Raw genomic sequence first — 13,985 nt, forward strand, 5'->3', positions numbered from 1 at the left:
CCCCCTCTGGTCAGCTGACGGCGGCAGGGTTGAGTTTCAGGCCCCGCAGCAGCTGGGCGTTCAAGGCCACCACGATCGTGGAGGCGGACATCAGTACGGCGCCGGCTGCGGGGGAGAGAACAATTCCGGCGAAGGCGAGGACACCTGCGGCCAGCGGCACGGCAATGATGTTGTAGCCGGTGGCCCAGACGAGGTTCTGCCACATCTTCCGGTAGCTCGCCCGGGACAGGTCCACCATGGACAGCACCGCCCGGGGGTCGTTCCCGGCAAGGACCACGCCGGCGGATTCCACCGCAACGTCGGTGCCGCCGCCGATCGCGATCCCCACCTCGGCCCGGGCCAGGGCGGGGGAGTCATTGACGCCGTCGCCCACCATGGCCACCTTGAGGCCGCGGGCCTGGAGCTCGGCCACCTTTTTGTCCTTGTCCGCGGGCAAGACTTCGGCGAACACCTCATCAATCCCCAGCTCCGCCGCCACCGCCTGGGCAACCTGCCGGGCGTCACCGGTGATCATGGCGACTTTGATCCCGCGGTGCTGCAGTGCCGCGACAGCCTGGCGCGATTCCGGGCGCACCGCGTCCTCCAGGCTCAAAGCGCCCACCACGGCGTCGCCGTCGAGAACGTGGAGCACCGCAGCACCCCGGTCCCGCCACCCGGCGGTGACCGCGGCAAGTCCGGCGGGTTCCCGGGAACCCAGTTCCCGGAGCAGGGCAGGACCGCCCACGCGGACCGTTCTGCCATCGACCGTGGCGCGGACACCGCGGCCCGTCAGGGAAGTGAATTGGCCTGCTTGCGGGATGGAAAGTCCGCGTCCGGCACCGGCCGCAACGATCGCACGGGCGAGGGGATGTTCGCTGTCCGACTCCACCGCGGCGGCGAGGGCGAGGAGTTCGTCCCGGCCGGTGCCGTCGATGGCGGCTACGTCCTTCAGTTCCGGCGAACCCTTGGTCAGGGTGCCCGTCTTGTCGAACAGCACGACGTCGACCGTCCGCATCCGTTCCAGCGCCATCCTGTTCTTGATCAGCACGCCGGCTTGGGCTGCCCGTTCGGTGGAGATCGCGATGACGAGGGGAATGGCCAGGCCCAGGGCGTGAGGGCAGGCAATCACCAGCACTGTCACGGTGCGTTCGACGGCGTCGGGCACGCTGCCCAGCAGGGTCCAGGCGATGAAGGTGATGACGCCGGACCCTGCGGCGAAGTAGAACAGGAAGGCGGCCGCGCGGTCGGCGAGGGCCTGTGCCCGGGAGGAGGATGCCTGCGCCTCGGCGACCAGCCGCTGGATTCCGGCGAGGGCGGTGTCCTCGCCGATGGCTGTTACCCGCACCCGGAGGCTGTTATCCGTGGCAATTGTTCCTGCCACCACAGGATCCCCCGGGGAGCGCAGGACGGTCTTGGACTCGCCGGTGATCATTGATTCGTCGAACTCCGCCTGTCCATCAACCACCGTGCCGTCGGCCGGCATCCGGGCGCCGGAACGGACCAGGATGGTGTCGCCGCTGTTGAGTTCGGACACGCTGATGGTCTCGGTTCCGGAGGCTGTGACGCGTTCTGCCTCATCCGGCAGCAGCGCCGCGAGGGCGTCCAGTGCACCCTGCGCGGAGCCAAGTGCGCGCATTTCGATCCAGTGTCCCAGCAGCATGATGGCCACCAGCAGGGCCAGTTCCCACCAGAAATCGAGGTCGAAGCCGCCGATCCCCAAAGTGGTGACCCAGGAAGCGGTGAAGGCGACGGTGATGGCCATGGCGATCAGCAGCATCATTCCCGGTTTGCGGGTTCCCAGTTCGTTGAGGCCGCCTTTGAGGAACGGCTGGCCGCCGTAGAGGAAGATGACTGTTCCCAGCACCGGAGAAATCCAGGCGGAGCCCGGGAACGTTGGGGGTTCGTAGCCAATCAGGTGCCCGAACATGGGGCTGAAGTAGACCACCGGGACGGCCAGGGCCAGGGTCAGCCAGAACCTGTTTTTGAACATCGCCACGCTGTGCCCGGCATGCTGGCCGTGGCTGTGCACCAGATGCTCGTCGTCCTGCTGCGGCGGGGCTGCCCCGTCCGCGCCCTGGCGCCCGCTCACACCAGCGTCCGCCGGGGGGTGCAGCTGCTGGCCGCCGCCTGATGGGTTTCCGTGCCGGTGTTCCATGGTGCGTGCTCCTGGGAAATCGTCAACATTGGGATGCAGCCCACCATACCCCTGGGGGGTATCCTTGGCAAGGTTTTCTTTGCGGTTAGCGGACCTCGATTACACCCATCATTCCCAGGTCCTCATGGTCCAGGATGTGGCAGTGATAGACCGAGCGGCCGGTGAAATCGCGGAATGCGATCCTGACCGTGGCGCGGCCGTTTGCCGGCACCATCACCACATCCCGCATGACGACGGAGTCCACCGGCTGGCCATTGTCCTCGATGAGCTGCATCGGCCACACATGCAGGTGGAAGGGGTGGTCCATGGGGCTGTCGTTAACCAGCGTCCATTCCTCCACGTTTCCGGCTGCAACGATGGTGTCCGTGCGGCCTTCGCTGTAAACCCGGCCATTGATGCTGAACTGCATCATGCCGCCCATGCCCCCGCCCATGCCGCCCGGTCCCGCGCCCATTGCCAGGACCAACTGCCGGCGCGCGGCCACGGTTGCGGTGCGGAGGTCCTCCGCGGCAGGAAGAGCCGGAAGTGCGTCGGGGGCGGCCGCGGCTTCGCCGCTGACCCGCAACGTCGCCAAGGCCACCGGCCCGGCCCCGGCGGAGGGCCGCCGGCCCGTCATGCCCGGCATGGCGCCGCGGTCCTGCGGAATGGCCAGCAGGACGGAGTCGCCGGCGACGGCGGTCACCAGAAGGTCCGCCCGGTTGCCCGGCGCCATAACGATCTCATCCACGGTCTCGGGGGAGGGGGACCGTCCCGAATCCATCCCGAGCCGTGCCAGCACCTGGCCATCGAGCCGGAGCCGGAGGAAACGGGCCGTACAGGCGTTGATGATCCGCCACCGTTCCCGTTCCCCCGGGCGGGCAGTCAGGATGGGACCGGGCTGGCCGTTGAGCAGAAGCAGCTCGCCCTCCCGGCCCGCCATGCGCTCCATCGACGACACAGCGGCAACGGTGCCGGCACTGTCCAGGGTGGTGTCAGAAACCAGCAGCACCCGGTCCGCACTCACCGGGATGGCCGCCGGATCCTCAACAATGATCGCCCCAAAAAGCCCCGCGAAGATTTGCCCGGCAACCATGCCGTGGTGATGCGGGTGATACCAATAGACGCCTGGCGGGTGATCCGGCGGCAGCCGGTGGCTGTAGTCGAAAGACTCTCCGGGCCTGACAATGACAAAAACATTGTCGCCGTTGGCCTGCGGAGACACATGCAGGCCGTGCACGTGCAGGTTGGTGGGTTCGTCAAGGTTGTTCACCAGCCTGATGCCGAGCTCGTCGCCCGGCCGCAGGCGGAGCGTGGGCCCCGGGGACGTGCCGTTGTAGCAGAGGGCCGTGGCCGGGCGGCCGCCGAGTTCCAGGTCTCCGCGGGCGGCCTCAAGCGTCAGTTGCAGCTTGCCGCCGGAGCTGCGGAGCTCGGGGGGACTGCGCAGACCGGAGTTTTTCGGGCCGCCCGCTCCACCGGGCGGTTGGGGTGTGGAAGCCAGGGACCACCACAGTCCGGCGCCGCCTGCCACCGCCGCTGCCGTGCCCGCACCGCCCAGGAGCAGGGCGCCACGGCGGCTGATCGGCTGCACTAGGGTTCCTCGCCCAGCACTTTCAGGCCCTCCCGGTACTGTTCCGCGGTCAGTTCGCCCCTGGCGAAGCGTTCCTCCAGGATCAGCCGGGCCTGGCTTTTTCCGCCCTGATACCCGGTCCCGGCCGGGGAATTCCCCGGCGGGCCGTACTGCGTGGTCCCGTACCGTCCGGGCTGTCCGGGTCCTCCCCGGCCGGCGATGAGGCGGACCGTGAGGAGCACCAGCGCGGCGATTCCGACCAACAACAACACACCCCAGAGCCACATCCAGCCGATACCGTTGCCGTAATAACCCATCATGGCCAGATCCCTTCGCGAGCAGCCATACCGTCCCTGCAACCCATCGTCCGGCGGACGCCGTACGGGGGGTAGGGTCCTAAGTCGCGTTTCCTGCGGCCGGCGGATCCTAGCTGATCAGCAGGCTCAGGGCTTCAGTCAGGTGCCCGACTTCCCGCACCGAGAAGCCGGCAGGCACCGGCCCCGCACCGTTCGGGCTCGCCGGAACCACGGCATGGGTAAAGCCCAGGCGGTGGGCTTCCTGGATCCGCTGGTTGATGCCAGGTACGGGACGGACCTCGCCCGCGAGACCCACCTCGCCGAACGCGATGAGGCGTTCCGGCAGGGGCTTCCGCGCTTTCGCCGAGGCCACCGCCAGCGCGACGGCAAGATCCGTGGCGGGTTCGCTCAGTTTCACGCCGCCCACCGTAGCGACATAGGAATCGTCCTTGCTGAGCAGGCATCCGGCCCGCTGCTGGAGCACGGCCAGCAGCATCGCCACCCGCGAACTGTCCAGCCCGCTCGTAGCCCGGCGCGGCTGGCCGCTGGAGCTTTCGGCCAACAGGGACTGCACCTCGGCCAGCAGCGGCCGGCGTCCCTCCAGGGTCACCGTGATGCAGGTTCCGGACACCGGCTCCTTAGTCCGCGAAACAAACAGCCCGCTGGGATCGGCCAGGCCCACAATCCCGTCTTCATTCAAATCGAAGCAGCCGACGTCATCCGTGGGGCCGTACCGGTTCTTGACCGCGCGCAGCAGCCGCAGCCTGGAGTGGCGCTCGCCTTCGAACTGGCACACCACATCGACGAGATGCTCCAGCAGACGCGGCCCGGCGATGGATCCGTCCTTGGTCACATGGCCCACCAGCAGGGTGGTCATATTGCGGCGCTTGGCGGCGGCGATCAGGGAGGCGGCGACCTCCCGGACCTGTGAGACGCCGCCGGCGCTGCCTTCGACGTCCGCGCTGCTCAGCGTCTGTACGGAATCTACGATCAGCAGCCGGGGCTCGAGTTTTTCCACCTGGCCCAGCGCCTGCCCAAGGTCCGTTTCGGCCGAGAGGTAGAGCGACTCGGCGACGGCGTCGATCCGGTCTGCGCGGAGTTTGACCTGCGCTGCTGATTCCTCCCCCGTGATGTAGAGGACGTCCTGCGCGGTGCGCGCAAACTTGGCCGCTACGTCCAGCAACAGGGTTGACTTCCCGACGCCGGGCTCACCCGCCAGCAGGATCACGGCGCCGGGGACGAGTCCGCCGCCGAGCACCCGGTCAAGTTCGTCCACTCCGGTGGGCAGGAAAGCCGCGGTGGTGGCGTCCACCTCCGCGATCCGGCGGGCCGGCTCCAGAACGGTAGTGGCCGCCGTCGTGCGCGCTACAGCGTTGCCGGTTTCCTCGACGCTGCCCCAGGCCTGGCACTCGCCGCAACGACCCACCCATTTTGCCGTGGTCCAGCCGCATTCGGCGCATTTGTAGCCCGGTGCTTTGGTGGCCCGGGAAGTCTTGGTAGCCATTGCTCCACCTTATCGGCGACCTGCGACAAGCACTCTCCCGCGCAGCCGCCTCTACAGCTCCGGCAGGATGTCCCGGGCTTCGCGGGAGTCCACCCCGGCCGCTTCGAGCAGGTCCACCATCAACGGACGGAACAGCATCACCACCGTTTCGCCCTCCAGCCGCTGCACGTCCAGCAGCCGCGGGTGCAGGCGGCCGGCGATTTCGCGCAGCCCCGCCCGGGCCTTGCGCAGGTGGGCACGGCGGGCGCCGTCGTGCATTTCCGCCAGGCCCAGCGAGAGTTCCTCGACCGCGTCGGCGGTGTCCTGCAGGACATCGGCGATGTTCTGCGTGGCCTCATCCGAGAGAGCCGCGTGATTGATGGCACTGGTCAGGCGGCGGGCGAAAACGCGGCTGTTGCGCAGCGCCAGGTCGATGAAATCGAGGGCCTGTTCCATCCGGTCCAGTTCGTCCCGGTGCCGGCGGTAGGCCGGCGCCAGGGTGGCCACTTCGCCGGAGGCCCGCAGTGACTGGCGCATGGCGTCAACCAGGGGCTGGCAGTTCCGTCCGCGGATGAGCGCGTGCCAGGCCTGGGTGGAGTCGCTGTCGCGCAGGGCGGACGCGCATTCACGCAACACCTCGGCCACTTCGTGCAGGAGTTTTTTCACGTCCTTGCGGGGTTCCCGGCGGGGGTCCTTCGGGATCAGGATCGTCACCAGCAGGGCGAACGCGCCGCCGACGACGGCGTCGATGCTGCGGGTGAACGGTCCTCCCGCGGGCGCCGGCAACAGCACCACCAGCAGTGACTGCAGCCCCAGCTGGGTGGTGAAGATGGTGCCGCTGTCCAGGAACCTCGCCAGCAGGATCGAGAACAGGAGGACGACGGCGGCCTGCCAGATCCCGGCGCCCAGCCAGTGCAGCAACAAATCACCCACCACGATGCCGATGGTGCAGCCCAGGCCTACTTCGATCACCCGGCGCAGCCGGGGGTCCCGGGAAAAGCCCAGGGAGATCAGCGAGGACGTCGCGGCGAACAGCGGGCCGCTGTGGCCCAGCACGTACTCGGCGAAGGCGTAGGCGCCGACGGCGCAGGCGGTCATCTGGATGGCCGGCATCAGCGAGTTCCGGCTGCGGACCAGGCCGGTGCGGATCCGGCCGCGCAGGAACCGGGCGCTTGCGGACAGTCCAGGAGCAGTGGCCATGCGCTCCAGTCTATTGGGCCGCTGGGCCGGCAGTCCGCCGGCGCGGGGCCCTACGGCTGCGACGGCACTAACGCAATGGCGGCCCGGCGGATGTAAGCCAATGTCCCGGCGTCGTTAACCCGCTGTTCATCTTGGACCGCCATCCTCGTCATCTGGGGCACATACGTTCATTGAAGGTACAAACCGTACGCATCTTTGCGCGGGCTTCTCCGGCCCGGCAAGTACTGAACATCCCTGGAAGGGGCACATCACAGTGAAGGCACTCCGCTTCGGCCGCAACGCGGCTATCGCTGTCATCGCAGCTGGCGCTCTCGCGCTGACCGCCTGCGGTTCGGACAACGCAACCAACACGGCCCAGCCCGCCGCGCCGTCCGCCTCGGGCCCGCAGGTTACCGGCACCCTGACGGGCATCGGTTCCTCCGCCCAGGGCGCTGCCATGGACGTGTGGAAGACCAACTTCGCCTCCGCGAACCAGGGCGCCAATGTCCAGTACTCCCCGGACGGTTCCGGTGCTGGCCGCAAGGCCATCCTGGACGGTTCCGCCCAGTTCGCCGGCTCCGATGCCTTCCTCAAAGATGAAGAGTTCGCAAGCTCCAAGACCACGTGCGGCCCCGACGGCGCCCTCAACATCCCGGTCTACATTTCCCCGATCGCCGTGGCCTTCAACCTGCCCGACATCAAGGAACTGAAGCTCGACGCCGCCACCGTCGCCAAGATCTTCCGCGGCGGAATCACCAACTGGAACGACCCCGCCATCGCCGCGATGAACCCGGACGCGAAGCTTCCGGACCTCGCGGTCACCCCGGTGAACCGCTCCGATGACTCCGGTACCACCCAGAACTTCACCGACTACCTGGCCGCCGTTGCCCCCGAGGTCTGGACCGACAAGGCCGCCGGCATCTGGCCCGCAGCCCTCCAGGGCGAGAACGCCAAGGGCACCTCCGGTGTGGTCAAGACTGTCACCGACACCCCGGGCGCCGTGACCTACGCCGATGACTCCGCTGTGAGCGGCAAGCTGGGCGTGGCACAGATCAAGGTGGGCGAATCCTTCACCAAGATTTCCGCCGACGCTGCCGCCAAGGCCGTCGACGCCGGCAAGCCGGTCGAGGGCCGCACCGCCAACGACCTCTCGATCAAGCTGGACCGCACCACCACGATCGAGGGCGCGTACCCCGTGGTCCTGGTTTCCTTCCACGTTGTCTGCAGCACCTACGCGGACCAGAAGACCGCGGACCTGGTGAAGGCGTTCGAGAGCTACGTCGTCTCCGACGCCGGGCAGGCGGCAGCCGCTGACGCTGCCAAGTCCGCCCCGCTGTCCAAGACGCTGCAGGACAAGGCCCTCAAGTCCATTGAGAGCATCAAGGTCAAGTCCTAGGTTCCTGACGCTGGCGGGCACGGTGGAAACACCAGCCTGACCCTGGTTCCCTGTTCCGTTACGGCTGTCACCGACGGCCCTGATGGGGCAGGGAACCAGCGTGTTTGTCCGAAGTACACCAAGATCTGAAGGATCGTGAAGTGACCACCACCTCCCTGACCACGTCCCGGGGCGCAGGCCGCGCCGGAGATAAGGTCTTTTCCGCTGCTACCTTGGCCGCCGGATGCCTGATCCTGGCCGTGCTCTTCGGTGTGGCGCTTTTCCTCGTCATTCAGGCTTTCCCCGCCCTCGTGGCCTCTCCGGACAAGATCCAGGGCGGTGAAGGCTTCTTCGCCTACATCTGGCCGATCGTCATCGGCACCTTGATCGCCGCCGTGATCGCCCTCGTCATCGCGACGCCTGTCGCGATCGGCGTCGCGCTGTTCATCTCGCACTTCGCCCCGCGCAAGCTTGCCTCCGGCCTCGGCTACGTGGTGGACCTGCTGGCGGCCATCCCGTCTGTGGTCTACGGTGCCTGGGGTGCAGCATTCCTCGCCAAGGAAATCTCCCCGGCCTACGACTGGCTGGCCGGCAACCTGGGCTGGCTGCCGATTTTCCAGGGCCCGGCCTCGGCCACGGGCAAGACCATCCTCACCGCGGGAATCGTGCTGTCCGTCATGATCCTGCCCATCATCGCCTCGCTCAGCCGTGAAATCTTCCTGCAAACCCCCAAGCTGCACGAGGAGGCCGCACTCGCACTCGGTGCCACCCGCTGGGAAATGATCCGGATGGCCGTCCTGCCGTTCGGCCGCCCCGGTATTGTCAGCGCGGTCATGCTTGGCCTGGGCCGCGCCCTCGGCGAGACCATGGCAGTCGCGCTCGTCCTGTCCTCCGGCGCCCTCACTGCGAGCCTGATCCAGTCCGGCAACCAGACCATCGCCGCCGAAATCGCGCTCAACTTCCCGGAGGCCAGCGGCCTGAAGGTCAACACGCTCATCGCGGCCGGCCTGGTCCTGTTCGTCATCACCCTCGCCGTGAACATGGTCGCTCGCTGGATCATCGGCCGGCACAAAGAATTCTCGGGAGCCAACTAAATGACCGCCACCCTGACCCCCGTCAAGAAGCGTTCCGCCCTCACGAAGGGCCAGCTCCCGAAGTGGGCCCCCTACCTCGTGCTGGGTATCGCGCTGGTTCTTGGCGCCGCCGTCCTGGCCCTGATCGGGTTTAACGCCCTCGGCTGGGGCATCGTCTCCGCAGTCTTCTTCGCCGCCGGCCTTGTCGGCTGGAGCGCCGCAGTGGAAGGTTCGCGCCGCGCGAAGGACAAGCTGGCTACCTGCCTGGTTGTGGGTGCGTTCCTGATTGCTCTGCTGCCTCTGATCTCCGTGGTCTGGACGGTCCTAATCAACGGCTTTCCCGGCCTCACGGACCCCGGCTTTCTCACCACCTCCATGAACGGGGTCACCGGGGCCTTCGATAACAAGAGCGTCGAAGACGGCGCGCCGGTGGTCGGCGGCATCTTCCATGCCCTGCTCGGCACGCTCATGATCACGGCGCTGGCGACCGTGATTTCCGTGCCCGTCGGCCTGCTGACCGCCGTGTACCTGGTGGAATACGGGAACGACCGCCCCCTCGCCCGCGCCATCACCTTCTTCGTGGACGTGATGACCGGCATCCCCTCGATCGTGGCCGGGCTCTTCGCGGCGGCCTTCTTTTTCGCCGTCGTCGGGCCCGGCACCAAGACCGGTGCGGTCGCCGCCGTCGCGCTCTCGGTGTTGATGATCCCCGTGGTGGTCCGCTCCAGCGAGGAAATGCTCAAGATCGTCCCCAACGAACTCCGCGAGGCTGCCTATGCCCTGGGCGTCCGCAAGTGGCGCACCATCCTCAAAGTGGTCGTCCCGACGGCGATCTCCGGCATCGCTTCCGGCGTCACCCTCGCAATTGCGCGGGTAATCGGGGAAACCGCTCCGATCCTGGTCACCGCGGGATTCGCCACGTCAATCAACTACAACGTGTTCGGCGGCTGGATGGCCTCGCTGCCCACGTTCATCTACTCGCAGATCCTGAACCCCACCTCGCCGTCCAACCCGGATCCGTCATCCCAGCGCGCCTGGGGCGCCGCCCTGGTCCTGATCATCCTGGTGATGCTGCTCAACCTCGGCGCCCGCCTCATTGCCCGCATCTTCGCCCCCAAGACCGGCCGCTGACCCGCGATGGCAGCCCCGCTCTTCAGCCCGTACCTCCAGCAAGTGAAGGAACATCATGTCTAAGCGCATCGACGTCAAAGACCTGAACGTCTACTACAGCAAATTCCTGGCCGTCGAAGACGTCAACATCAACATCGAAGCCAAGTCCGTCACGGCCTTTATTGGCCCCTCCGGCTGCGGCAAATCCACGTTCCTGCGCACCCTGAACCGGATGCACGAGGTAATCCCCGGCGCCCGCGTCGAAGGTGAGGTGCTGCTCGACGGCGACAACCTGTACGGCCCCGGCGTGGACCCGGTCACTGTCCGGTCGCAGATCGGCATGGTATTCCAGCGGCCCAACCCGTTCCCCACGATGTCCATCCGCGACAACGTCCTCGCCGGGGTGAAGCTGAACAACCAAAAGATTTCCAAAGGCGAAGCGGACGTGCTGGTGGAGCGTTCCCTGCAGGGCGCCAACCTCTGGAACGAGGTCAAGGACCGGCTGGCCAAGCCCGGTTCCGGCCTGTCCGGCGGCCAGCAGCAGCGCCTCTGCATCGCCCGGGCCATCGCCGTGGAACCGCAGGTCATCCTGATGGATGAGCCGTGCTCCGCGCTGGACCCGATCTCCACCCTGGCCATTGAGGACCTCATCAACGAACTCAAAGACCAGTACACCGTGGTGATTGTGACCCACAACATGCAGCAGGCCGCCCGGGTGTCCAACAAGACGGCGTTTTTCAACATCGCCGGCACCGGCAAACCGGGCAAGCTGATTGAGTACGGCGACACGCACACCATGTTCAGCAACCCCACCGAGAAAGCCACCGAGGACTACGTCTCCGGCCGCTTCGGCTAAACCCGGGCCTAAAGCTCGGTAAGCGGTGACAGGGACAGGCACAGTACGAAGGCCACTGCTGCCGTCGCCAGCGGGGTAAGGACCCAGAAGGTCAGGATCCGGAGAACCACCCTCCGGTTGGTGGCGCGGAAGCTCTGGTTGGATCCGGCCCCCAGAACGGCGGACGTCACCGTGTGGGTTGTGGAAACGGGCCACTGCAGCCCCACCGCGCCGACCAGCAGGATGGCCGAGCTGAACAGCTGCGCGACCGAGCCGCGCAGGGGGTCCATCCGGATCAGCCGGTAGCCGATCGTGTAGGAGATACGCCAGCCCCCGGCCAGGGTGCCGGCGGTCAGCAGGGCCGCTGTGAACAGTGCAACCCACACCGGCAGGTCGCCGCCGTCGGACAGGCCGGAAGCGAGCAGCGCGAGGACCAGGACGGCGCTGGTGCGCTGGCCGTCCTGGAGGCCGTGGGCGAAGGCCACCGCGCCGCTGGCAATGCTCTGTGCCGTCCGTGATCGGCTGTTAACCACGTTCGGTGGCGTGTACCGCGCAGCCCACGTCGCGGGCCAGACCAGCACGTAGGCGCCGGCGAAGGCCAGCAGCGGTGAGAGCAGCAGCGGAAGCACCACCTGGAAAAGCAGCGACGTGTCACTGCCCCCCACGGCGTTTCCGCCGGCGGCAACGCTCGCGATCCCGGCGCCGGCCAGCCCCCCCACCAGGGCATGGGTCGAGGACGACGGCATCCCCCGCCACCAGGTGAATATCCCCCACAGCACGGCACTGAGCAGCCCGGCCATCAGGATGGTCAGCCCGTTCACGCCGGCCGGCAGCTGCACCCAGGCTTTGCTGACGGCCAGGGCCAGCCCGGCGCTCAGGCCGGCGCCGAGGAAGTTGAAAAGTGCGGCCAGCAGCACCGCGATGGTGGGGGTGAGGGCGCGGGTCCGGACGGCCAACGCCACGGACGCCGAAGCGTCCCTAAACCCGTTCAGGAAGGCGAATGCCCCGGCGAAGACCACCACCAGGGCAAACAGGAAGATGGCCACGTCAGGATTCCTTGACGATGATGCTGCCCACCTGGGTTGCGATCCTGCGCATCTCCCGGGTAACCCCCACGAGCTGGTCGGCGATATCCCGGTTCCGCGCGTACCGCGCTGGTTTCATTTCCTGAAGCATGTCCGCAACCCAGACGCGGTGGGAGCGTTCCGCGCGCTTGGCGAGGCGGAGCACCTCGATCCAGTAGTCCTCAAGGTCGTCCAGGTTATCCAGCTTCCGCATGGCCTCGACGGTGAGCTCTGCCTGCCTGCTGATGATTTCCAACTGGTCTGCGGCGCGCTTGGGCAGACGGTCCAGCTGGTACAAGGACACCAGCTCAGCAGCGGCATCGAGTTTTTCCATCGCGTCATTGAGGAACCGGGAGAGGGCGTACATGTCCTCTCGGGGGAGCGGGTTCACGAACGAGGTCCGCATGTGCGTCAGCAGCGCGAAGTGCAGCTCCGCGGACTTGGCCTCGTGGTTGTGCATGTCCTCGACCAGCCGGGCATTCTCACTGGCCGGTGCGCCGAGAATCTCCGAGAGGGTGCCGGTGGCGAGCGCAATTTGGCCTGCCAGCTGGGCAAGGAGGTTCAGCCCGGCGGGCTCCTGGGGGAAAAGGCGCAGCTTCACGTGTGATTACCGGTCTTCGGGAGGGAGGTGCACGGGTGATGTCTGCCGGGCGTGTGAAGTGGTGCTGACCCGCGCATGAGAATTACTTTACCGTCCGGCCTGCACGGGGGCATGAAGATGGTGCCGAACCGGATACGCCTCTCGGCGGTAGGCCGCTCTAGGCGGCTAGATGTTGAAGCCCGGGGGTTTCGCGGTTCGGCACCGCTTTTAGTTTTCTACGTGGCCGGAGACAAGTCAACATTGACAGTCCGTGTGCTGCGTGTTTAGTGGCGGCCGGCAGCCGGCCGGTTCAGTCCAGCTCACCTCGCCGCCAGGCGTGGGCGGCGTGTTCTAGGTCCTCCGCGGTTTTAACCAGAAGATGCGAATTGCGCGTGAGTTTGCTCGCGTGGCCCTCATTGCTGTGCTCGGCGCCGTCGGCGAGCGTGGCCTGGCCCAGGGCCACCACGCGGCAAAATGCGGCGGAACGTTCCAACGCGACGTCGAACTCGCCGTCGAACGCGCCGGAGAGAATGGCGTCCGCCATGGATTTCATTTCGTCCGCTCCGGGCGGTTCGGCGGCACCGGCCACCACGTGCGAGACCTGCGCGGTGTCTTTGCCGGCCCGGAAGTAGGCGGAGATCCGCTCGGGATCCCGAATCGTGGCGGCGCGCAGGGCATACAGCCGCCAGAGGGCACCCGGCAGCGAGCGGGCCGGGCTTTCTGCCCACATTTCGGCGATCGCTTCCAGGCCTTGCTCATCGGCGAGCTTCACGAGCCGCTTCGTCACCACGGGATCGTCGCTGTCGCGTCCGCGGCGCACCAGTGCCTGGGCGGCAAGGTGCGCCGCTTCGGAGACACGCGCGGGATCGGCGCCGCCCGCGAAGGGCTCAAAGTCGATGGGGGCGAAAGGCTTCGGCTTGTGGTGCCGGTGCGGTCCTGGGGCGCTGGATCCTGCTTGCTCGCTCATGCCACCACGCTACTCCAGTGCTGGCGGGGAATCGAGCGTGCCCACCGGCGGTCCCGGCTCCGTCCGGCACTTGTTCCCGCGCCCGTTTCCGGCGTCCGGCGGCGGTGTCCGCGTCCCGATGCGCAAAATACGCCCAGGTCTGGGGTACAGTATTAACGTTCAGAAATGGACTGGGCTGATCGGCCTTTGGACGGCGGGTTAATCCACTGTTTGAGGACGTCAGTTGGGGCCTTTAGCTCAGTTGGTAGAGCATCGGACTTTTAATCCGTGGGTCGTGGGTTCGATCCCCACAGGGCCCACCCGCGAAGCAGGCCAGAGGCATATTGCCGCTGGCCTGCTTTTG

The 13,985-nt window shown here is 67.1% G+C and carries 12 protein-coding genes and 1 tRNA gene; 5 read left to right on the forward strand and 8 right to left on the reverse strand.

The features are described from left to right. Nucleotides 1-10 precede the first annotated feature (10 nt). From VUN84_00775 to VUN84_00795, 5 genes are all read right to left on the reverse strand, one after another. On the reverse strand, nt 11-2,134 hold the full coding sequence (locus VUN84_00775) for a copper-translocating P-type ATPase (GenBank protein ID XAS64260.1): 2,124 nt from the start codon (nt 2,132-2,134) through the stop codon (nt 11-13). Between the two features lie 85 nt (nt 2,135-2,219). Further along, nucleotides 2,220-3,701, reverse strand: coding sequence for a multicopper oxidase family protein (locus VUN84_00780; protein ID XAS64261.1), 1,482 nt, complete (start codon nt 3,699-3,701; stop codon nt 2,220-2,222). Beyond that, a complete protein-coding gene (locus VUN84_00785; protein ID XAS64262.1) occupies nt 3,701-4,000 on the reverse strand; it encodes an SHOCT domain-containing protein in 300 nt (99 codons plus the stop codon). Before VUN84_00785 ends, VUN84_00780 begins: the two co-directional genes overlap by 1 nt. A 106-nt stretch (nt 4,001-4,106) precedes the next feature. Next, nucleotides 4,107-5,480 carry a DNA repair protein RadA gene (radA, locus tag VUN84_00790; protein ID XAS64263.1) on the reverse strand — a complete coding sequence of 458 codons (1,374 nt, stop codon included), beginning with the start codon at nt 5,478-5,480 and terminating at the stop codon, nt 4,107-4,109. A 51-nt stretch (nt 5,481-5,531) separates the two neighbouring features. Further along, a complete protein-coding gene (locus VUN84_00795; GenBank protein XAS64264.1) occupies nt 5,532-6,659 on the reverse strand; it encodes an FUSC family protein in 1,128 nt (375 codons plus the stop codon). A 253-nt stretch (nt 6,660-6,912) separates the two neighbouring features. Here VUN84_00795 and pstS point away from each other — a divergent pair, with 253 nt between their 5' ends. From pstS to pstB, 4 genes are all read left to right on the forward strand, one after another. After that, nucleotides 6,913-8,034, forward strand: coding sequence for a phosphate ABC transporter substrate-binding protein PstS (pstS, locus tag VUN84_00800; GenBank protein XAS64265.1), 1,122 nt, complete (start codon nt 6,913-6,915; stop codon nt 8,032-8,034). Between the two features lie 140 nt (nt 8,035-8,174). Continuing rightward, on the forward strand, nt 8,175-9,107 hold the full coding sequence (gene pstC, locus VUN84_00805; GenBank protein XAS64266.1) for a phosphate ABC transporter permease subunit PstC: 933 nt from the start codon (nt 8,175-8,177) through the stop codon (nt 9,105-9,107). Continuing rightward, nucleotides 9,108-10,217, forward strand: a complete 1,110-nt coding sequence (gene pstA, locus VUN84_00810; GenBank protein ID XAS64267.1) for a phosphate ABC transporter permease PstA — start codon at nt 9,108-9,110, stop codon at nt 10,215-10,217. It begins immediately after the preceding gene. Nucleotides 10,218-10,272: 55 nt separating this feature from the next. Then, nucleotides 10,273-11,052: a phosphate ABC transporter ATP-binding protein PstB gene (gene pstB / locus VUN84_00815; protein XAS64268.1), complete on the forward strand. Its 780-nt coding sequence runs from the start codon at nt 10,273-10,275 to the stop codon at nt 11,050-11,052. Nucleotides 11,053-11,060: 8 nt separating this feature from the next. Here pstB and VUN84_00820 read toward each other — a convergent pair whose 3' ends face one another. The 3 genes from VUN84_00820 to VUN84_00830 form a co-directional block, all read right to left on the reverse strand. Continuing rightward, nucleotides 11,061-12,077 carry an inorganic phosphate transporter gene (locus tag VUN84_00820; GenBank protein ID XAS64269.1) on the reverse strand — a complete coding sequence of 339 codons (1,017 nt, stop codon included), beginning with the start codon at nt 12,075-12,077 and terminating at the stop codon, nt 11,061-11,063. 1 nt (nt 12,078) lies between these two features. After that, on the reverse strand, nt 12,079-12,696 hold the full coding sequence (locus VUN84_00825; protein ID XAS64270.1) for a nuclease PIN: 618 nt from the start codon (nt 12,694-12,696) through the stop codon (nt 12,079-12,081). Between the two features lie 289 nt (nt 12,697-12,985). Then, on the reverse strand, nt 12,986-13,642 hold the full coding sequence (locus VUN84_00830; protein ID XAS64271.1) for a hypothetical protein: 657 nt from the start codon (nt 13,640-13,642) through the stop codon (nt 12,986-12,988). Between the two features lie 226 nt (nt 13,643-13,868). Between VUN84_00830 and VUN84_00835 the strand changes: the two genes are divergently transcribed. Further along, nucleotides 13,869-13,941 (forward strand) — tRNA-Lys (locus VUN84_00835). Nucleotides 13,942-13,985: the final 44 nt, after the last annotated feature.

Source organism: Micrococcaceae bacterium Sec5.8, from assembly GCA_039636775.1.
In the GTDB taxonomy this organism is placed as follows: domain Bacteria; phylum Actinomycetota; class Actinomycetes; order Actinomycetales; family Micrococcaceae; genus Arthrobacter.